The sequence below is a fragment of the Methylobacterium sp. WL69 genome (assembly GCF_008039485.1).
GTDB lineage: Bacteria > Pseudomonadota > Alphaproteobacteria > Rhizobiales > Beijerinckiaceae > Methylobacterium.
This window is the reverse complement of sequence record NZ_VRUZ01000008.1, coordinates 32,517-53,241: the sequence shown is the minus strand read 5'-3', so window position 1 is coordinate 53,241 and position 20,725 is coordinate 32,517. Positions and strand designations below refer to the sequence as shown.

The 20,725-nt window shown below is 66.9% G+C and carries 19 protein-coding genes; 18 read left to right on the top strand and 1 reads right to left on the bottom strand.

Going from position 1 to position 20,725, the window contains the following annotated elements:
* Positions 1-73: 73 nt before the first annotated feature.
* Complete coding sequence (locus FV218_RS04390; protein ID WP_056089124.1) at positions 74-1,207, bottom strand: glycosyltransferase family 4 protein; 1,134 nt, start codon at positions 1,205-1,207, stop codon at positions 74-76.
* A 375-nt stretch (positions 1,208-1,582) separates the two neighbouring features.
* On the opposite strand from FV218_RS04390, the gene FV218_RS04385 reads away from it, so the two are divergent.
* From FV218_RS04385 to FV218_RS04300, 18 genes are all read left to right on the top strand, one after another.
* Positions 1,583-1,948, top strand: coding sequence for an NADH-quinone oxidoreductase subunit A (locus tag FV218_RS04385; RefSeq protein WP_056089121.1), 366 nt, complete (start codon positions 1,583-1,585; stop codon positions 1,946-1,948).
* 57 nt (positions 1,949-2,005) lie between these two features.
* Positions 2,006-2,593 (top strand): NADH-quinone oxidoreductase subunit B, encoded by a 588-nt coding sequence (locus FV218_RS04380; protein WP_147708843.1) that lies wholly within the window; start codon positions 2,006-2,008, stop codon positions 2,591-2,593.
* 7 nt (positions 2,594-2,600) lie between these two features.
* Complete coding sequence (locus tag FV218_RS04375; protein ID WP_056089115.1) at positions 2,601-3,248, top strand: NADH-quinone oxidoreductase subunit C; 648 nt, start codon at positions 2,601-2,603, stop codon at positions 3,246-3,248.
* A 15-nt stretch (positions 3,249-3,263) separates the two neighbouring features.
* Entirely contained in the window at positions 3,264-4,454 is a 1,191-nt protein-coding gene (locus tag FV218_RS04370) for an NADH-quinone oxidoreductase subunit D (RefSeq protein ID WP_056166553.1), read from the top strand.
* Positions 4,455-4,476: 22 nt separating this feature from the next.
* Positions 4,477-5,556, top strand: coding sequence for an NADH-quinone oxidoreductase subunit NuoE (nuoE, locus tag FV218_RS04365; RefSeq protein ID WP_147708842.1), 1,080 nt, complete (start codon positions 4,477-4,479; stop codon positions 5,554-5,556).
* 1 nt (position 5,557) lies between these two features.
* Positions 5,558-6,859, top strand: a complete 1,302-nt coding sequence (gene nuoF, locus FV218_RS04360) for an NADH-quinone oxidoreductase subunit NuoF (protein WP_147708841.1) — start codon at positions 5,558-5,560, stop codon at positions 6,857-6,859.
* Between the two features lie 43 nt (positions 6,860-6,902).
* Complete coding sequence (gene nuoG / locus FV218_RS04355; RefSeq protein WP_147708840.1) at positions 6,903-8,984, top strand: NADH-quinone oxidoreductase subunit NuoG; 2,082 nt, start codon at positions 6,903-6,905, stop codon at positions 8,982-8,984.
* 11 nt (positions 8,985-8,995) lie between these two features.
* Entirely contained in the window at positions 8,996-10,018 is a 1,023-nt protein-coding gene (gene nuoH, locus FV218_RS04350) for an NADH-quinone oxidoreductase subunit NuoH (RefSeq protein ID WP_056089098.1), read from the top strand.
* A gap of 24 nt (positions 10,019-10,042) precedes the next feature.
* Entirely contained in the window at positions 10,043-10,531 is a 489-nt protein-coding gene (gene nuoI / locus FV218_RS04345) for an NADH-quinone oxidoreductase subunit NuoI (protein WP_056089094.1), read from the top strand.
* A gap of 166 nt (positions 10,532-10,697) precedes the next feature.
* On the top strand, positions 10,698-11,318 hold the full coding sequence (locus FV218_RS04340; RefSeq protein WP_147708839.1) for an NADH-quinone oxidoreductase subunit J: 621 nt from the start codon (positions 10,698-10,700) through the stop codon (positions 11,316-11,318).
* 25 nt (positions 11,319-11,343) lie between these two features.
* A complete protein-coding gene (nuoK, locus tag FV218_RS04335) occupies positions 11,344-11,649 on the top strand; it encodes an NADH-quinone oxidoreductase subunit NuoK (RefSeq protein WP_147708838.1) in 306 nt (101 codons plus the stop codon).
* A gap of 138 nt (positions 11,650-11,787) precedes the next feature.
* The gene (gene nuoL, locus FV218_RS04330) at positions 11,788-13,866 is read left to right on the top strand and encodes an NADH-quinone oxidoreductase subunit L (protein WP_147708837.1); all 2,079 of its coding nucleotides are present in this window, start codon (positions 11,788-11,790) and stop codon (positions 13,864-13,866) included.
* 113 nt (positions 13,867-13,979) lie between these two features.
* Positions 13,980-15,500, top strand: a complete 1,521-nt coding sequence (locus FV218_RS04325; protein ID WP_147708836.1) for an NADH-quinone oxidoreductase subunit M — start codon at positions 13,980-13,982, stop codon at positions 15,498-15,500.
* Positions 15,501-15,513: 13 nt separating this feature from the next.
* Entirely contained in the window at positions 15,514-16,968 is a 1,455-nt protein-coding gene (gene nuoN / locus FV218_RS04320) for an NADH-quinone oxidoreductase subunit NuoN (protein ID WP_056089080.1), read from the top strand.
* Between the two features lie 10 nt (positions 16,969-16,978).
* A complete protein-coding gene (locus tag FV218_RS04315; RefSeq protein ID WP_056089078.1) occupies positions 16,979-17,758 on the top strand; it encodes a biotin--[acetyl-CoA-carboxylase] ligase in 780 nt (259 codons plus the stop codon).
* Between the two features lie 13 nt (positions 17,759-17,771).
* Entirely contained in the window at positions 17,772-19,445 is a 1,674-nt protein-coding gene (locus FV218_RS04310) for a ribonuclease J (protein ID WP_147708835.1), read from the top strand.
* A gap of 177 nt (positions 19,446-19,622) precedes the next feature.
* Complete coding sequence (mce, locus tag FV218_RS04305) at positions 19,623-20,027, top strand: methylmalonyl-CoA epimerase (protein ID WP_056089075.1); 405 nt, start codon at positions 19,623-19,625, stop codon at positions 20,025-20,027.
* A gap of 5 nt (positions 20,028-20,032) precedes the next feature.
* Complete coding sequence (locus FV218_RS04300; RefSeq protein ID WP_147708834.1) at positions 20,033-20,368, top strand: DUF1467 family protein; 336 nt, start codon at positions 20,033-20,035, stop codon at positions 20,366-20,368.
* Positions 20,369-20,725 lie beyond the last annotated feature (357 nt).

The following is a 20,725-nucleotide window of genomic DNA, read 5'->3' as shown; positions in this document are numbered from 1 at the left end:
TAAGAGTTAGTGCGGCGATCGTGCGACGTCACCCCACGGCATCCGGCTTTGCAAGCCCGATGCCGGGTGGCTGTCAGGCCGGCATGGCGGCGACGGAAATCGACGGCAGGGAAGACCCGTTGAGGTCGCCGTAACGGGGCGAGAAGGCGGCCGCGTGGGGCATCTTGATCACGTCGACCTGATGGGCGAGCAGCCTCTCGTAGGCGGCGACGTACTTGCGGACCATGCACTCGGCGGTGAACTGCGTCTCGAAGTGGCGGCGCACGCCGGCGCGGCTCATGGTCTTGACCATGTGGACGGCCTCCACCGCATCGTCCATCGAATCGCACAGGACGCCCGAGACGCCGTCGGCGATCACTTCCGGCACGGAGCCGTTGCGGAACGCGATGACCGGCGTGCCGGCGGACATGGCCTCGATCATCACCAGACCGAACGGCTCCGGCCAATCGATGGGGAAGGCCAGCGCCAGGGCGTTGCCGAGGAAGTCCTTCTTCTGCTCTTCGTTGATCTCGCCGATATACTCGACCAGGGGATGGTGGATCATCGGCTCGATGACCTCGTCCCAGTAATCCTGATCGGCCTTGTCGACCTTCGCGGCGATCTTCAGGGGTACCCCGGACCGGATCGCCATCTCGATGGCGCGATCGGGGCGCTTCTCGGGGGAGATGCGACCGAGGAAGGCGAGGTAGCCGCCCTTGGCCTCCGGATAGAACGGGCAGTTCTGGGCCGGCAGGCCGTGATGGATGGTGGAGGCCCAGTTCACGTTCTTCGGCATCGGCTCGCGCTGGTTGTCGGAGATCGACACCAGGGGCATGCCCGTGAAGGTGCGGTAGACCGGCATGAAGTCCGGCACGTCGAGGCGGCCGTGCATCGTCGTGATGCACTTGTGGTTCAGGTCCTCGAACATGGGATATTGCAGCAGATCGATGTGGAAGTGCAGCACATCGAACTCGTGCGCACGCTTGTGGACGTGATGCAGCATGGCGAGATGGCTCGCCGTGTGGTCGCGGTAGCCCAGGAGGCGCAGGCCTTCCGGCGTGCAGGCCGCGAGCTTGGCCGAGGTCTCCGAATCGCCGCTGGCAAACAGGGTGACGTCGTGGCCCTGGCGGACGAGCTCTTCCGTGATCCAGGACACGACGCGCTCGGTGCCGCCGTAGAACTTCGGGGGGACCGCCTCCGAGAGCGGAGCTATCTGGGCAATGCGCACGAAGCGTCTCCTGTGAGGTCGAATATGCGCCGACCTAACGCGATCCGGCCTGAGTGGGACATGAATGAAACCCACGGCCAAGGTTATGGTTCCAGGCGGGTCCCTTCGCCACGGGACTTTTGCGCTGCAGCGGAGATGTCCCCGCTATCCCGGGATCGGCCGCAGGACCGGTGCCTGCGCGGATCGGTCGTGTTGTCCGGCCGGACCGCGGACCTACCTCCGTGACATGTGCGAATTTGTGCAATGCGAGCCGCCCTTGTCTCCCTTCCGGGGGTCGTCTAAGCCTCCGGCCGGCGCAGTCTGGCATTGGAGCAATTCCATCCGGCGGGTCGCCCCCGGGGCAGTGTGGTCGCCGGCGCATATGAGAGGTCCCGCATGACCGGCCTGATGGCGGATTATCTGCCCCTCATCGTCTTCATCGGCGTATCGCTGTTCATCGCGGCGGCCCTGCTCGTGGCGCCCTTCCTCGTGGCGTACAACAGCCCCGATCCCGAGAAGCTGTCGGCCTACGAGTGCGGCTTCAACGCCTTCGACGACGCGCGCATGAAGTTCGACGTGCGCTTCTACCTCGTGGCGATCCTGTTCATCATCTTCGACCTCGAAGTCGCCTTCCTGTTCCCGTGGGCGATCACCTTCGGCGAGCTCGGCTGGTTCGGCATGTGGTCGATGATGGCCTTCCTCGGCGTTCTGACCGTCGGCTTCGTCTACGAATGGCGCAAGGGCGCCCTGGAGTGGGACTAGAACTCCCGCGTCGCCGCCGAGCCGCCGAATCGTCCGAAGCCTGATCCCGAGAAACCGATGGCCTTCAGTCCCGACCTCTCCCGCGCCCCGGCCATCGCACCGGCCCCCAAGGGGATCATCGATCCCAACACCGGCCGGCCCATCGGTGCCGACGATCCGACCTTCCTGTTGATCAACAGCGAACTCGCCGACCGCGGCTTCCTCATCACCTCCACGGACGACCTCATCAACTGGGCCCGCACGGGCTCGCTCATGTGGATGACGTTCGGTCTCGCCTGCTGCGCCGTCGAGATGATGCAGATGTCGATGCCGCGCTACGATTGCGAGCGCTTCGGCTTCGCCCCGCGCGGCTCGCCCCGCCAGTCCGACGTGATGATCGTCGCCGGCACCCTCACCAACAAGATGGCGCCAGCTTTGCGCAAGGTCTACGACCAGATGCCGGAGCCCCGCTACGTGATCTCGATGGGCTCGTGCGCCAACGGCGGCGGCTACTACCATTATTCCTACTCGGTCGTGCGTGGCTGCGACCGTGTGGTGCCGGTGGACATCTACGTTCCGGGGTGTCCCCCGACCGCGGAGGCGCTCCTGTACGGCGTCCTGCTGCTTCAGAAGAAGATCCGCCGCACCGGCACCATCGAGCGCTGAGGGGTCGATGAGCAACGGCATCACCATCCGGGCGCACACCGCCGCCCCGTCCGGGCCCGACGCGCTCCAGGCCCTCAGCGACCATGTCGGCGGCGCCCTCGGCCCGGCCGTCGTGACGCGCACCATCGCGTTCGGCGAACTGACCCTCGTCATCCAGGCCAGCGACATCGTCTATGCGCTGACGTATCTGCGCGACGATCCGGCCTGTGCCTTCCGGTGCTTCATCGACATCTGCGGTGCCGACTATCCGAACCGCGCCAAGCGCTTCGACGTGGTCTACCATCTGCTGTCCCTGCGCCATAACACCCGCATCCGGGTCAAGGTGCAGACCGACGACCAGACCTCGGTGCCGTCGGTCATCGACGTGTTCCCGGCGGCGAACTGGTTCGAGCGCGAGGCCTACGACCTCTACGGCATCCTGTTCTCGGGCCACCCCGACCTGCGCCGGCTGCTGACCGATTACGGCTTCGAGGGGCATCCCCTGCGCAAGGACTTCCCGCTGACGGGGTTCGTCGAGGTCCGCTACGATCAGGACGAGGCGCGGGTCGTGTACGAGCCGGTCAAGCTGACGCAGGAATTCCGGAACTTCGACTTCCTCTCGCCGTGGGAGGGCACCGAGTACGTGCTCCCTGGGGACGAGAAGACATCAGCCTAGGCGCGGAGCGAGGCCATGACCGAGCACAACATCCGCAACTTCGCCATCAATTTCGGGCCCCAGCACCCGGCGGCGCACGGCGTGCTGCGCCTCGTGCTCGAGCTCGACGGCGAGATCGTCGAGCGCGTCGATCCGCATATCGGCCTGCTGCATCGCGGCACCGAGAAGCTCATCGAGCACAAGACCTACCTGCAGGCGACCCCCTATTTCGACCGGCTCGACTACGTCTCGCCGATGAACCAGGAGCACGCCTTCTGCCTCGGCATCGAGAAGCTGCTGGGGCTGCAGGTGCCGCGTCGCGCCCAGCTCATCCGGGTTCTGTTCTGCGAGATCGGCCGCATCCTCTCCCACCTCCTCAACGTCACCACGCAGGCGATGGATGTCGGCGCCCTGACGCCCCCGCTCTGGGGCTTCGAGGAGCGCGAGAAGCTGATGATCTTCTACGAGCGCGCGTCGGGTGCCCGCCTCCACGCCAACTACTTCCGGCCCGGCGGCGTCCATCAGGACCTGCCGCCCGCCCTCATCGACGACATCGAGGCGTTCATCGATCCGTTCCTGCAGGTGGTCGACGACCTCGACAACCTCGTCATGGGCAACCGCATCTTCAAGCAGCGCAACGTCGACATCGGCATCGTCACCGTGGACGAGGCCATGGCCTGGGGGTTTTCGGGCGTGATGGTGCGCGGCTCCGGCATCCCGTGGGACCTGCGCAAGTCGCAGCCCTACGAGTGCTACGAGGAGATGGAGTTCGACATTCCCGTGGGGAAGAACGGCGACACCTACGATCGCCAGGTCATCCGCATGGAGGAGATGCGCGAGTCGGCCAAGATCATGCGGCAGTGCTGCGTGAAGCTGCGCGAGCCCGCAGGGCAGGGACCCATCGCGGCCACCGACGGCAAGTTCGCGCCGCCGCCGCGCCGGGAGATGAAGCGCTCGATGGAAGCGCTCATCCACCACTTCAAGCTCTACACCGAAGGCTTTCACGTGCCGGCCGGCGAGGTCTACGCGGCCGTCGAGGCGCCCAAGGGCGAGTTCGGCGTCTACCTCGTCGCCGACGGCACCAACAAACCCTACCGCTGCAAGATCCGCGCTCCCGGCTTCGCCCATCTCCAGGCCATGGACTGGATGTGCCGCGGCCACATGCTGGCCGACGTGTCCTGCGTGCTCGGTACGCTGGACATCGTGTTCGGCGAGGTGGACCGGTGATGGGACGCAAGGTTTCGAACTGATGGCAAACCGCAGACTCGCCCCCGCCTCAGAGCAGCCGGCCTCCTTCGCCTTCTCGTCCGAGAACGCCGAGTGGGCCAAGGGCCAGATCGAGAAGTATCCGGAAGGCCGACAGGCTTCGGCGGTGATCCCGCTTTTGTGGAAGGCGCAGGAGCAGAACGGCGGCTGGCTGCCGCGCGCCGCCATCGAGGCGGTGGCCGGCGAACTCGGCATGCCGCATATCCGCGTCCTCGAAGTCGCGACCTTCTACACGATGTTCGCCCTGGAGCCCGTGGGCCGGTTCTGGATCCAGCTCTGCGGCACGGTGCCGTGCGATTCCTGCGGCGCGCGTGAACTGAAGGATTACCTCCAGGCCCGCCTCGGCGCGCCCGGTCATGTCAGCGCCGACGGCAACTTCTCCTGGCTCGAAGTCGAGTGCCTGGGCGCCTGCTGCAACGCGCCCATGGCGCAGATCAACCAGGATTACTACGAGGACCTGACGCCCGATCTCCTCGGCGCCCTCATGGACGATCTCGCCGCCGGGCGTCCCGTCAAGATCGGCTCGCAGGTCGGCCGGACCTCGTCCGAGCCGAAGGGCGGGGCCGACACGCTCACGGACACGACCCTCTTCGACGGCTCGCGCGTCGGCGCCTGGCGCCAGCGCTTCGAGGACAAGAAGGCCGAGGACAGCAGCGAAACGTCGGGCAAGGCCGAGGCCGCGTCGTCCGAGCAGCGTGCCGCCGCCGACCCGAAGCCGGCGCATCCCGCGTCCGGTCGCGCCGCTGAAGGAAAATCCACCGACGCGCCGGCCCAGCGTTCGGCCGCCGGCGAGACACCGGTCAAATCCGGCGACAAGACCGATGCGGCCGATGGCACCGAGTCCACGGCCCAGCCCGGCACGCCAGCGCCGTCCGCCGCCGAGACGGTGGCGCGGGCCGAGGCGGCCGGTGCCGAGGCCGGTACGCAATCCGACCTGCCGCGGGACGAGCCGCCACCCCAGCCCGTCGCGTCGGGTGCGAGCGGAACCGTCGACGAGCCGAAGCCGGCACCGGCGAACAAGTCCGGGCCGAAGCGCTCCGCTCCGAAGAGCGAGGGGAACTAGCATGCTCTCCGATCAGGATCGCATCTTCACCAACCTCTACGGCCTGCACTCGCCCGGCCTGGACGAGGCCAAGAAACGCGGCGCCTGGGACGGCACCAAGTTCCTGCTCGAGATGGGCCGCGACTGGATCATCGAAGAGATGAAGCAGTCGGGCCTGCGCGGGCGCGGCGGCGCAGGTTTCCCCACGGGCCTGAAATGGTCGTTCATGCCGAAGAAGTCGGATGGGCGGCCGCACTACCTCGTGGTCAACGCCGACGAGTCGGAGCCCGGCACCTGCAAGGATCGGGAGATCATGCGGCACGATCCGCATCTTCTCATCGAGGGCTGCCTGCTGGCTTCCTTCTCCATGGCCGCGCACGCCTGCTACATCTACATCCGCGGCGAGTACGTCGCCGAGAAGCATGCCCTGCAGAAGGCCGTCGACGAGGCCTATGCGGCCCGCCTCGTCGGCAAGGACAACGTCCACGGATATCCGTTCGACATCTACGTCCATCACGGCGCCGGCGCCTACATCTGCGGCGAGGAGACGGCGCTGCTGGAGAGCCTCGAGGGCAAGAAGGGGATGCCGCGCCTCAAGCCGCCGTTCCCGGCCAACATGGGTCTCTACGGCTGCCCGACGACGGTGAACAACGTCGAGTCCATCGCCGTCGCCGGCACCATCCTGCGCCGGGGCGGTGCGTGGTTCGCGGGTCTCGGCGGCAAGAACAACACCGGCACCAAGCTGTTCTGCGTCTCGGGCCACGTCAACAAGCCGTGCAACGTCGAGGAGGAACTCGGGATCACCTTCCGCGAGCTCATCGACCGGCATTGCGGCGGCATGCGCGGCGGGTGGGACAACCTGCTGTGCTCGATTCCCGGCGGCTCCTCGGTGCCCCTGGTGCCGGCCGAACAGATCATCGACGCCAAGATGGACTTCGACACCCTGAAGAGCCTCGGCTCCGGCCTCGGCACGGCGGCGGTCATCGTCCTCGACCGCTCCACCGACATCGTCTCCGCCATCGCCCGCATCGCCTACTTCTACAAGCACGAGTCCTGCGGCCAGTGCACGCCGTGCCGCGAGGGCACGGGCTGGATGTGGCGGGTGATGCTGCGCATGTCCGAAGGCCGCGCCCAGCGCCGCGAGATCGACATGCTCCTCGACGTGACGAAGCAGATCGAGGGCCACACCATCTGCGCGCTCGGCGACGCGGCGGCTTGGCCGATCCAGGGCCTGATCCGGCATTTCCGGCCTGAAATCGAGCGCCGCATCGACCGCTACAGCGCCAACCCGCATTCCGACCCGGTGCCGATGGCGGCGGAGTGATCCGTAGCCCGCACCAACCCGAATTCGAACCCGAGACCCACGCATGACCAAGATCGTCGTCGACGGCACCGAGGTCGATGTTCCGGCGGACTACACGCTGCTCCAGGCGTGCGAGATCGCGGGCGCGGAGATCCCGCGTTTCTGCTTCCACGAGCGGCTGTCCATCGCCGGCAATTGCCGGATGTGTCTGGTCGAGCTCAAGGGTGCGCCGAAGCCCGTGGCCTCGTGCGCCTACGCGGTGAAGGATTGCCGGCCCGGTCCCAACGGCGAGCCGCCGGAGGTGCTGACGCGTTCGGGCACCACGAAGAAGGCCCGCGAGGGGGTGATGGAGTTCCTCCTCATCAACCACCCCCTCGATTGCCCGATCTGTGACCAGGGCGGCCATTGCGACCTGCAGGATCAGGCCATGGCCTACGGCGTCGACTCGACCCGCTACGGCGAGAACAAGCGCGCCGTGGAAGAGAAGTACATCGGTCCGCTGGTCCGTACGGCCATGAACCGCTGCATCCACTGCACCCGCTGCGTCCGCTTCCTGGCGGAGGTCGCCGGCGTGCCGGATCTCGGTGCCATCGGGCGCGGCGAGGACATGGAGATCACGAGCTACCTCGAGTCCGCCATGGGCTCTGAGCTTCAGGGCAACGTCGCCGACCTGTGCCCCGTGGGGGCGCTGGTCCACAAGCCGCAGAGCTACGAGGTCCGGCCCTGGGAGCTGTCGAAGACCGAATCCATCGACGTGATGGATGCGGTGGGCTGCGCCATCCGGGTCGACGCCAAGGGCCGCGAGGTCATCCAGATCGAGCCGCGCGTCAACGAGGCGGTCAACGAGGAGTGGATCTCCGACAAGACCCGCCACGCCGTCGACGGCCTGCGCCTGCAGCGCCTCGACCGCCCGTATGTCCGTGAGAACGGCCGCCTGCGCCCGGCGTCCTGGGGGGAGGCGTTCGCAGCCATCGCCGCCAAGGTGAAGGGCGCGGACCCCAAGCGCATCGGCGCCATCGTCGGCGATCTCGCCGGCGTCGAGGAGACGTTCGCGCTGAAGTCGCTGATGACGGCCCTCGGCGTCACCAACCTCGACTGCCGTCAGGCCGGCGAACAGATCGATCCGGCCCGGGGCCGCGCGGCCTACACCCTCGGCACCACCATCCCGGGGATCGAGGAGGCCGACGCCATCCTCCTCGTCGGGACGAACCCGCGCCTGGAGGCCTCGCTCCTCAACGTGCGCATCCGCAAGCGCTGGCGCATGGCGCCGCTCGCCGTCGGTCTCATTGGCGAGGCGGTGGATCTCACCTATCCCCACACCTATCTCGGCGCCGGACCCGACACCCTGGCGGAGATCGCTTCCGGCCGCCACAGCTTCTCCGAGGTGCTGAAGGCCGCGAGCCACCCGCTGGTCATCGTCGGCATGGGTGCCCTGGCACGGCCCGACGGCGCCGCGATCCTCTCGGCCGTCGCGACGCTGGCCAGGGACATCGGCGCGGTGACGCCGGAGTGGAACGGCTTCGGCGTGCTCCACACGGCCGCCGCCCGCGTCGGTGCCCTCGATCTCGGCTTCGTGCCGGGGGAGGGGGGCCTCGATCTCGCGGCGATGATCCAGGGCGGGGCCCTCGACGTCCTGTTCAACCTCGGGGCGGACGAGGTCGAGATCGCTCCCGGCGCCTTCGTCGTCTATCAGGGCACCCACGGCGACCGCGGTGCCACCCGCGCCGACGTCGTCCTGCCGGGTGCGGCCTACACAGAGAAGAGCGCCACCTACGTCAACCTCGAAGGCCGGGTGCAGATGGCCAACCGCGCCGGCTTCCCGCCGGGTGATGCCCGCGAGGATTGGGCGATCCTGCGCGCCCTCTCCGAGGTGCTCGGCCAGCGCCTGCCGTTCGATTCGCTGAGCGCCCTGCGCCGGACGCTCTACGGCGAATACCCGCACTTCGCCGCCCTCGACGCGGTGGCGCCGAGCGACGCGGTCGCGGCCGTCGATGCCCTGGTCGGCCTCGGCGGAACACCGGATCGTGCGGCCTTCGCGCCGGCGGTGCCCGACTTCTACCTCACCAACGCGATCGCCCGCGCCTCGCGCGTGCTCGCCGAATGCTCGAGCCTCGCCCGGGTGCGCGGCCTCGAAGCCGCCGAGTAGGGATTGTCTCGATGACCTTCTGGGAAGTCCTCGGCGCCGTCCTGCTCATGGCCTTCAAGAGCTTCGTGCTCCTGGCCCTGCTGCTGGTGTTCATCGCCTACGCCCTGCTCGCCGACCGCAAGATCTGGGCGGCGGTGCAGCTGCGGCGCGGCCCCAACGTCGTCGGGCCATGGGGGCTGTTCCAGTCCTTCGCCGATCTGCTGAAGTTCGTCCTGAAGGAGCCGGTGATTCCGGCCGGCGCCAACAAGGCGTTGTTCCTGCTGGCGCCCCTGGTCTTCGCCACCCTGGCCCTCGCCGCCTGGGCGGTGATTCCCCTGGCCGAGGGCTGGGCGCTGGCCGACCTCAACGTCGGCATCACCTACATCTTCGCCATCTCGTCCCTGGGCGTCTACGGCGTGCTCATGGGCGGTTGGGCCTCGAACTCGAAATACGCGTTCCTCGGTGCGCTCCGCTCGGCGGCGCAGATGATCTCCTACGAAGTCAGCTTGGGCTTCGTCATCATCTGCGTGCTGCTTTGCGCCGGCTCGCTCAACCTCTCGCGCATCGTCATGGCGCAGGACACGTCGCTGGGCATCCTCGGCTGGTACTGGCTGTGGCTGTTCCCGATGTTCATCGTGTTCTTCATCTCGGCTTTGGCCGAGACCAACCGCCCCCCCTTCGATCTGCCGGAGGCCGAGTCCGAGCTCGTGGCGGGCTACATGGTCGAGTATTCCTCGACGCCCTACCTGCTGTTCATGCTCGGCGAGTACGTGGCGATCATGACCATGTGCGCGCTCGGCACGGTGCTGTTCCTCGGCGGCTGGCTCTCGCCGATCCCGTTCGCGCCCTTCACCTGGGTGCCGGGCCTGATCTGGTTCGCCCTGAAGGCCAGCTTCCTATTCTTCATGATCGCCATGGTGAAGGCCATGGTGCCCCGCTACCGCTACGACCAGCTCATGCGGCTCGGGTGGAAGGTGTTCCTTCCGCTCTCGCTGATCTCCGTCGTCGTCGTCGCCTTCGTCCTCAAGCTCACCGGTCTCGCGCCGGGCGCCTGACATCACCCAACTGGAGATCGCAGCATGAAGCTCGATCAGGTCGCCAAGGGTCTTCTCCTGAAGGAGTTCGTGACGGGGTTCGCCCTCGCCATGCGCTACTTCTTCAAGCCGAAGGCCACCATCAACTACCCCTTCGAGATGGGGCACCGGGGGCCGCGCTTCCGGGGGGAGCACGCCCTGCGCCGCTATCCCAACGGCGAAGAGCGCTGCATCGCCTGCAAGCTGTGCGAGGCGATCTGCCCGGCCCAGGCCATCACCATCGAGGCCGGTCCGCGCCGCAACGACGGCACCCGGCGCACCACGCGCTACGACATCGACATGGTGAAGTGCATCTATTGCGGCATGTGCCAGGAGGCCTGCCCCGTCGATGCCATCGTCGAGGGGCCGAACCTCGAGTTCTCCGTGGAGACCCGCGAGGAGCTTCTCTACGACAAGGACAAGCTTCTCCTGAACGGCGACCGCTGGGAGCGTGAGATCGCGCGCAACCTCGCCGTGGACGCGCCTTACCGGTGAGACACGACGGCTCCGCGGTTGTGCACCGCAGGGTCGGGTTCTATAGACGGGCGGCCTGTCTTACCCTGCGGACGGCTTGCACCAACCCAGCGGGCGGCCTGCACGGGCCATGGACGAATCAACGGCAGAAGGGGCTGTCCTCGGGACGGCTGATCTCCACAATCGCATGAGTGCAGCCGCAGCCTTCTTCTACCTGTTCGCCGGCGTGACCGTCGCCTCGGGCTTCATGGTGATCGCCTCGCGCAATCCCGTGGCCTCGGTGCTGTATCTCATCCTCGCCTTCGTGAACGCCGCCGGCCTGTTCGTGATGATGGGCGCCGAGTTCCTCGCGATGATCCTCGTGGTGGTCTATGTCGGCGCCGTCGCGGTGCTGTTCCTGTTCGTCGTGATGATGCTCGACGTGGATTTCGCCCAGCTGCGCCAGGGCTTTCAGCGCTACCTGCCCGTCGGTGCGCTCATCGGGGCGATCTTTCTCATCGAGCTCATCCTCGTCGTCGGCTCGTGGAGCATCGACCCCGACCTGCTGCAGGCGCCGCTCGGACCCCTCGCCAGTTCCGAGGGCGTCACCAACACTCAGGCTTTGGGCCGGGTGCTGTACACGGACTATGTCTTCTACTTCCAGCTCGCCGGCATGATCCTGCTGACGGCGATGATCGGCGCCATCGTGCTCACCCTGCGCGACCGTCCCGGCGTCAAGCGCCAGAACATCTCCGTGCAGAACGCCCGCACCCAGTCGGACGCGGTGGAGACCCGCAAGGTGCCCTCGCGCCAGGGCGTGGAAGTCTGATGGCGGATTACGGGAGACCCATCCGATGATCGGCCTGAGCCATTACCTGACCGTCGCCGCGATCCTGTTCACCCTCGGGGTGCTCGGCATCTTCATCAACCGCAAGAACGTCATCGTCATCCTGATGTCCGTGGAGCTCATCCTCCTCGCGGTGAACATCAATCTCGTGGCGTTCTCGACGCATCTCAACGACATCACGGGTCAGATCTTCGCCCTGTTCGTGCTGACCGTGGCGGCGGCCGAGGCCGCCATCGGACTCGCCATCCTCGTCGTGTTCTTCCGCAACCGCGGCTCCATCGCGGTCGAGGACGTGAACATGATGAAGGGCTGACGCGCGTCGCGAAGACCCTATTCGAGCGCGACCGGGTAAACCCCGGATCCGGGCGGTGACACGAAGACAGGGCTCGTTCGCGAGGCTCCGCGCTCGGCGCGGGGTCAGCCACGACCCAGGAGGCCGGACAAGCCAGCGATGTATCACGCGATCGTCTTCTTCCCGCTCATGGGCGCCCTGCTCGCGGGCCTGTTCGGCCGCCAGCTCGGCCCCAAGGTGTGCGAGGCTATCACCACCGGCTTCCTCGCCTTCTCGGCGCTCCTCTCCTGGGGCGTGTTCCTGGAAATCCCGGGCACGGAGCACGCCACGCGGGTCCAGGTCGCTACCTGGTTCACCGCTGGCGACCTCGTGGTCGACTGGGCCTTCCGCATCGACACGCTCACCGCCGTGATGCTGGTGGTGGTGACCTCGGTCTCGACCCTCGTCCACCTCTACTCCATCGGCTACATGGCCGAGGACCCGCATCGGCCGCGCTTCTTCGCCTACCTGTCGCTGTTCACCTTCGCCATGCTGATGCTGGTGACGGCCGACAACCTCGTGCAGATGTTCTTCGGCTGGGAGGGCGTCGGCCTCGCGTCCTACCTGCTCATCGGGTTCTGGTACGAGAAGCCCTCGGCCAATGCCGCCGCCATGAAGGCGTTCATCGTCAACCGCGTCGGCGATTTCGGCTTCTCGCTCGGCATCTTCCTCGTCTTCGTGCTGACCGGCTCCGTGGCCTTCGACGGCATCTTCGCCCGCGCGCCCGAGATTAAGGACGCGACCTTCCACTTCCTCGGCTACGACTGGAGCGCCTGGACCCTGGCCTGCCTGCTCCTGTTCATGGGCGCCATGGGCAAGTCGGCGCAGTTCCTGCTCCACACCTGGCTGCCCGACGCCATGGAGGGGCCGACCCCGGTCTCCGCCCTCATCCACGCCGCGACCATGGTGACGGCGGGCGTGTTCATGGTGGCGCGCCTGTCGCCGATCTTCGAACTCGCCCCCAACGCCCTCGTCGTCGTCACGGTCATCGGCGGCATCACGGCGTTCTTCGCCGCCACGATCGGGCTGGTGCAGAACGACATCAAGCGGGTGATCGCGTACTCAACCTGCTCGCAGCTCGGCTACATGTTCGTGGCCCTCGGTGTCGGCGCCTACTCGGCCGCCGTCTTCCACCTCTTCACCCACGCCTTCTTCAAGGCGCTGCTGTTCCTCGGCGCCGGCTCGGTCATCCATGCGATGCATCACGAGCAGGATATGCGGAACATGGGCAATCTGCGCCGCTACATCCCGTTCACCACGGCGATGATGACCATCGGCACGCTGGCGCTCATCGGGTTCCCGTTCACCGCCGGCTACTACTCCAAGGATGCAATCATCGAGGCCGCCTACGCCTCGACCCGGCCGGGCCACACGCTGGCGTTCCTCGCCACCGTCATCGCCGCCCTCATGACCTCGTTCTATTCCTGGCGCCTGTTCTTCATGACCTTCGAGGGACCGGCGCGCTGGGCAAATCACGGTGCCGCACACCATGACGCCCACGCCGTGAGCGCGCAGGCCGACGGTGCACCGGGCCACCACGAGGGGGTCGCCCACGACAACCACGGCCACGACGTCGAGCCGGCCTCTCACAGCGCCATCGAGCACCACGACCATGCGCACACGCCGCATGAGAGCCCGCTGGTGATGACGATCCCGCTCGCCATCCTCGCCTTCGGCGCCCTGTTCGCCGGCCTGATCTTCAAGAACCGCTTCATCGGCGAGGGCATGGACAAGTTCTGGGGGCATTCCCTCGGTCATGGCCCCGACAACCACATCATGCACGACATCCACTCGGTGCCGGCGCTGGTGGCCTATTCCCCCTTCATCATGATGCTGATCGGCTTCGTATTGGCGTTCTGGATGTATATCCGCAGGCCGGAACTGCCGGGTCAGCTCGCCGCGCAGCAGCCGAGCCTGTACCGGTTCCTCCTCAACAAGTGGTACTTCGACGAACTCTACGACCGGATCTTCGTCCGTCCGGCCAAGGATTTCGGAAAGTTCCTCTGGAAGGAGGGCGACGGCCGGGTCATCGACGGGATGGGCCCGGACGGCATCGCCACCCGGGTGATGGACGTCACCCGCGGCGTCGTCCGGCTCCAAACCGGTTACGTCTACCATTACGCCTTCGTCATGCTCGTCGGTGTCGCCGGCTTCATCAGCTGGTACATGCTCACCGGCCTGCCCAAGGCCGGACACTGATGGTCGCGGATAAGAGTGCCTCACAAAACTCCCGATCCCCGACGGTTCTCGCTCTGCGACCAACGGGCAGCGGGAGTTTTGTGAGAGACACTAAGAACGGGAGCGCCCGCTAGATGTTCGGCCTCGGAATCCTCTCCGGCCTCCTGATCGTGCCCCTGTGCGGCGCGGCCTTCATCCTCACCCTCGGGGATGACACGGAGGCTTCGAAGCGCAACGCACGCTGGGCGGCCCTCGCCACCACGCTCCTGACCTTCCTCCTGTCCCTCGTGGCCTGGAGCCGGTTCGACGCGACCACGTCGAGCTTCCAGCTCATCGAGTCCCACGCGTGGCTGACGGACTCGATCCGGTTCAAGCTCGGCGTCGACGGCTTCTCGATGCCGCTGATCCTGCTGACTACGTTCCTGATGCCGTTCTGCATCGGTGCGTCGTGGCTCTCCGTCGACAAGCGGGTGAAGGAGTATTACGTCGCCTTCCTCGTCCTCGAGACGACGATGATCGGCGTGTTCCAGGCCCTCGACCTGGTGCTGTTCTACCTGTTCTTCGAAGCAGGCCTGATCCCAATGTTCCTTATCATCGGCATCTGGGGCGGCAAGCGGCGTATCTACGCGAGCTTCAAGTTCTTCCTCTACACCCTGCTCGGCTCTGTGCTGATGCTGCTCGCCATCATGGCGATGTACTGGCATGCCGGCACCACCGACATCCCGACCCTGCTGCACACCCGCTTCCCCACGGGGATGCAGACCTGGCTATGGCTCGCTTTCTTCGCCTCCTTCGCGGTGAAGATGCCCATGTGGCCGGTTCATACCTGGCTACCCGACGCCCACGTCGAGGCGCCCACCGCCGGGTCGGTGATCCTGGCCGGCATCCTCCTCAAGATGGGCGGCTACGGCTTCATCCGCATCTCCCTGCCGATGTTCCCCGATGCGAGTCAGGCTTTTGCCCCGATGGTGTTCGCCCTCTCGGTCATCGCGATCATCTTCACGTCGCTGATCGCGCTGATGCAGACGGACATCAAGAAGCTCATCGCCTACTCGTCCGTGGCGCATATGGGCTTCGTGACCCTCGGCCTGTTCACCCTCAACGAGCAGGGCATTCAGGGCGCCCTGTTCCTGATGATCTCCCACGGCATCGTCTCGGGTGCGCTCTTCCTCTGCGTCGGCGTGGTCTACGATCGGATGCACACCCGCGAGATCGCCGCCTATGGCGGCCTCGTGAAGCGCATGCCCCTCTACGCGGCGGCCATGATGGTGTTCACCATGGCCAATGTCGGCCTGCCCGGCACGTCGGGCTTCGTCGGCGAGTTTTTGGCCATGATGGGCGCCTTCAAGGCCAACCCCACGGTGGCGTTCTTCTCGCTGTTCGGCATCATCCTGTCGGCCGGCTACGCCCTGTGGCTCTATGCCCGGGTGATCTACGGCAAGCTCGAGAAGCCCAACCTCCAGGGCATCCTCGACCTCGATCTGCGTGAGAAGATCATCATCGCGCCGCTCGTCGCCCTGACGATCTATTACGGGGTCCATCCGGCCCCCATCCTCGACACCTTCGCCCCCTCGACGGAGGCGTTGATGCAGAGCATGAAGACCGCGCTCTCGAACACGCAGACGGCGGCCGCCCTTCCGCCCGTCGCGCGCTGAAAGCTTCGATCCGATGACCGTCGCCCAATCCGTCCTGCCCGCGCTCTGGCCCGCCCTGCCGGAGTTGATCCTCGGCGTCGGCGTCCTCGTCCTGATCCTCTACGGGTCGTTCCGGGGCGAGCGCTCCGCCGAGGGCGTCAATGTCGGCGCCCTGCTGCTGCTGATCCTGGCGCTGTTCGTGGTCATGTCCCAGCCGGGCACGAAGGTGACGACCCTCAACGGCTCGTTCATCGTCGATGGCTTCTCGAAGGTGATGAAGGCCCTGATCCTGCTGGGCTCCGCCGCCTCGATCCTGCTGTCGCGCGACTACTTCCAGCGCGAGCGCATCGACCGGTTCGAGTTTCCGATCCTCATCGTCCTGTGCACCCTCGGCATGCTGGTCATGGCCTCGGCCAACGACCTGATCTCCCTCTATCTCGGCCTCGAACTGCAGTCGCTCGCCGCCTACGTCATCGCGGCGTTCCACCGCGACAACCTGAAATCGACGGAAGCCGGCCTGAAGTATTTCGTCCTCGGCGCGCTGTCCTCGGGCATGCTGCTCTACGGCTCGTCCCTCGTCTATGGGTTTACCGGCACGGTCTCGTTCCCCGGCATCGTCGCCGCCCTGAACGACGCGAATGTCGGCTTCGGCCTCGTCCTCGGCATCGTGTTCGTGGCCGCCGGCGTCGCCTTCAAGCTCGCGGCCGTGCCGTTCCACATGTGGACGCCGGACGTCTACGAGGGCTCGCCGACGCCGGTCACGGCGTTCTTCGCCTCGGCGCCGAAGATGGCCGCCATGGCCATGACCGTGCGAATCTTCATCGGCGCCTTCCCGGACGTGACGGCGGTCTGGCAGCAGATCATCGTCTTCGTCGCCATCGCCTCCATGGCGCTCGGCTCGTTCGCAGCCATCGGCCAGCGCTCCATCAAGCGCCTGATGGCGTATTCCTCCATCGGCAACGTCGGCTACGCCCTCGTCGGTCTGGCGGCGAGTTCGCAGGCCGGCATCAGCGGCGTGGTGATCTACATGATCATCTACCTCGCCATGACGCTCGGCGCCTTCGCGGTGATCCTGTCCCTGCGCCGCGGCGGCCAGATGTTCGAGACCGTGGACGACCTGTCCGGCCTGTCGCGCACCCATCCCGTCCTGGCGTTTTGTCTGGCCGCGATGATGTTCTCGCTCGCCGGCATCCCGCCCCTCGCCGGGTTCTTCGCCAAGTTCTACGTCTTCGCCGCGGCCATCGAGGCCAACCTCGTGGCGCTCGCCATCATCGGCGTGGTCACCAGCGTGGTCGGGGCGTTCTACTACCTGCGCCTCGTCAAGGTGATGTACTTCGACGAGCCGCTCGCTCCCTACGACCCCATGGCGCCGGGCCTGCGCATCGTTCTCGGCCTCTCCAGCGCCGTCGTGATCCTGTTCGTGCTGGTGCCGGCGCCCCTGGTGGGGGCTGCGGGCGCGGCCGCCAAATCCCTGTTCGCCGGGTCCTGAGGTCCGCGCCTTGAGCGGCTACCGCCTCGGAGCCCTGGCGCGGGCGGACGGACACCGGCTGCACGTCCACGACAGCCTCGGCTCCACCAACACGGAGGCCCTGGAGCGGGCGCGCGATGGCGAGGCCGGACCCCTCTGGGTGGTGGCCCATCGCCAGACCTCCGGGCGTGGCCGGCGCGGCAACGGCTGGGCCTCCCTGCCCGGCAACCTCACCGCCAGCCTGCTCTGGCCGGTGCAGGACGTCGACCCGGCCCTGGTGCCGACCCTCGGCTTCGTCGCCGGTGTCGGGCTGATGGCCGCCCTTCACGGCGCGGGAGTCGGCGGTGTCACCCTGAAGTGGCCCAACGACATCCTGGCCTCGGGCGCCAAGCTCGCCGGCCTGCTTCTGGAGGCCGAGACCCTTGCCGGCGGGCGCCGCTGCGTGGTCATGGGCTTCGGCGTCAACGTCGCTGCGGCACCGGAGGGCTTGCCTTATCCGGCTACGTGCCTCAGGCAGTTGCGGCACGCCACGCGCGCCGAGGATCTGTTCGTCCGTCTGACGGACGGGATCGTCGACGCCGCGCGAGTGTGGGACCGTGGCCGGGGATTCGTAAGGATCCGCGAACGCTGGATTGCCGATGCGGCCGGACTCGGCGCGACGGTGACCGTTCAGACCGGCGACACCCGCGTGCAAGGAATTTTCGAGACGATCGACGGGGCGGGGCGGCTCGTCGTCCGATCGGAGGATGGAACGCGACGGACCGTGACGGCGGGCGAGGTGCATCTGGGTACGGCCGCGACGGCGGCTTGAGGTTTAGGTGAAGATGACGACAGGGCAAGACGAACTCGTCTTCGTGCCGCTCGGCGGCGTGGGCGAGATCGGCATGAACGCGGCATTGTACGGCTTCGGGCCGGCCAAGCGCCGCAAGTGGATCATGGTCGATTGTGGCATGGGCTTCGCCGGGGAAGAGGGCTTTCCCGGCATCGACCTGATGTTTCCGGATCTGAGCTTCATTGAGGAGCGCAAGGACGATCTGCTGGGGATTTTCATCACCCACGCGCACGAGGATCATATCGGCGCCATCGGTGAGCTTTGGCCGAAGCTCAAGGCGCCGGTCTACGCCACGCGCTTCGCCAAGAACCTGCTCGAGGCCCGCCGCCTGAGCGAGCCGGGTGCCCCGAAGGTCGTGCTCAAGGAGATCCAGGCCGGGCGCCGGGTCCAGCTTGGTCCCTTCGACATCGAGTACATCCCGGTCTCGCACTCGATCCCCGAGTCGAACGCGGTGGCGATCCGCACGCCCCACGGCCTGCTGCTCCACACCGGCGACTGGAAGCTCGATCCGACCCCGATCCTCGGCGACGTGACCTCCGAGGCCACGTTCCGGGCGCTGGGCGACGAGGGTATCCTCGCCATGATCAGCGATTCGACCAACGTGGTTCGCGAGGGACGTTCCCCGAGCGAGGCCGAGGTCGCCGCCACCCTGCGCGAGCTGATCTCGGAGGCGCCGCACCGCGTCGCCGTCACCACCTTCGCCTCCAACGTGGCGCGCATGCGCGCCGTGGCCGAGGCCGCCCAGGCCTGCGGCCGCGAGGTCGTGGCCGTCGGTCGTGCCATGGACCGGGTCATCGGCGTCGCCCGCGAATGCGGCTTCCTCGATGGCCTGCCGGAGTTCCGTTCCGCCGATGCCTACGGCTACCTGCCCCGCGACAAGGTGGTATGCCTGCTCACCGGCTCGCAGGGCGAGGAGCGGGCGGCGCTGGCCCGCGTCTCGCGCGACGATCATCCCGACGTGACCCTGGCCGCCGGCGACCGGGTGATCTTCTCGTCCCGCGCCATTCCGGGCAACGAGCGGGCTGTCGGGGCGATCATCAACGACCTCATCAACGCCGGCATCGAAGTGGTCACCGACCGCACCAAGCTCGTTCACGTCTCGGGCCATCCCCGGCGCGACGAGATGGCCGAGATGTACGCCTGGACCCGTCCGCAGACGGCGATCCCCGTCCACGGCGAGGCCCTGCACCTCGACGAGCACGCGCGCTTCGCCCGGGCCCAGGGCGTGCCGAACATCGTCAAGGCCCGCAACGGCAGCGTCGTGCGCCTCGCCCCCGGCACGCCGGAGATCGTCGATCACGTCAAGGCCGGCCGCCTGTTCAAGGACGGCAACATCCTCATCGACGCCAAGGACCGGGCGATTCCCGAGCGTCGGAAGCTCGCGCAGGCCGGTCTCGTCTCCGTTGCCATCGCCATCGACGAGCAGGGCGAGGTCCTGGGCGAACCGGCCATCGACATCATCGGCCTGCCCAATCGCGGCCGGAACGGCCAGCCGATGCTGGACGTGGTGATCGAGTGCGTGTCCCGGACCCTCTCCGGCCTGTCCAAGGTCAAGCGCCGGGATGCGGAGGCCGTCGAGAAGGCCGTCGACCGGGCGATCCGTTCGGGCGTCAACGAGACCTGGGGCAAGAAGCCGGCCTGCCACGTGCAGGTGGTGGAAGTCTGAGACTTCTTTTCCCTCCCCCCTCTGCGGGGGAGGGTGCCTGCGGAGCAGGCCGGAGAGGGGGCGACCTCTCCGGAACTGTCGCTCCCCTCACCCGACCCGCTGACGCGGGCCGCCCTCTCCCGCAGAGGGGAGAGGGATATTTCGCACAGCGGGTCATCACGGAGGGAGCAAAACAGCATGATCGGACGCCTCAACCACGTCGCCATCGCCGTGCGCGATCTCGACGCCGCCTGCGCCATCTATCGCGACACCCTGGGCGCCACCGTCACCGAGCCGCTGCCGCAGCCCGAGCATGGCGTCACGGTGGTGTTCGTGAACCTGCCCAACAGCAAGGTCGAGCTCATGGCGCCGCTCGGCGAGGGCTCGCCCATCGAGAGCTTCGTCGAGCGCAACCCCAACGGCGGCGTGCACCACGTCTGTTACGAGGTCGACGATATCCTGGCCGCCCGCGACAAGCTCAAGGCTCAGGGAGCCCGCGTGCTGGGCACCGGCGAGCCGAAGATCGGCGCCCACGGCAAGCCGGTGCTGTTCCTTCATCCGAAGGATTTCCTCGGCACCCTGGTCGAGCTGGAGCAGGTCTGATCCGCATGGGCGCTGCTTTCAACGCCGTCGCCGCCTCGACCCTTCGGACGCTGGCCGTCATGCTGGTGGTCGTCGCCTTCGTGGTCGTGGTGGCGGTGAGCCAGTTCCGGCTCACGGTGTTCGGGGCCATCGCCCTCTACTTCGTGGTGTGGTGGACGCTGCTGTTCGTGATGCTGCCCATCCGCAATCAGGCCGAGACCGATCCGGCCCGTGTCGTGCCGGGCCAGGACCCCGGCGCTCCGGCCTCGCCGCGCCTGCGGGAGAAGGCGCTCTGGACCACGCTGCTCTCCGGCGTGGTGTTCCTCGTCGCGATTCCGGCCTTCGAGCTCAGCGGCCTGTAACCCGGAGTCTCGCGCTGCGCGGCGCTCGCCGACATAAAAAAAGCAAGGCCTGAGCCTTGCTTTTGTGAAGACGGTCTATGGCGCAGCCTTATTATCTCACGCATCTTGACGGCGTGGCGGCTGATTGTTCCTCCCAAGACTCGGGCCTGTCGCTGCCTCTGGCGGGCATTGCGACCAGCACCGGGCGCTTATAGGAACGGAAGTTCCCATTGTCACCTCGTGGGAGATCGAATCCGGTGCTTTTCTACCGGAAACGCACGGATCTGTTACCGTCCGTACGCAGACCCCCGCCCGGGTGAGCCACGCGGGCTCGCGGTGTCGCCCGGCTGCGCTTGTATTTTCCCGGTGCAATGTGTT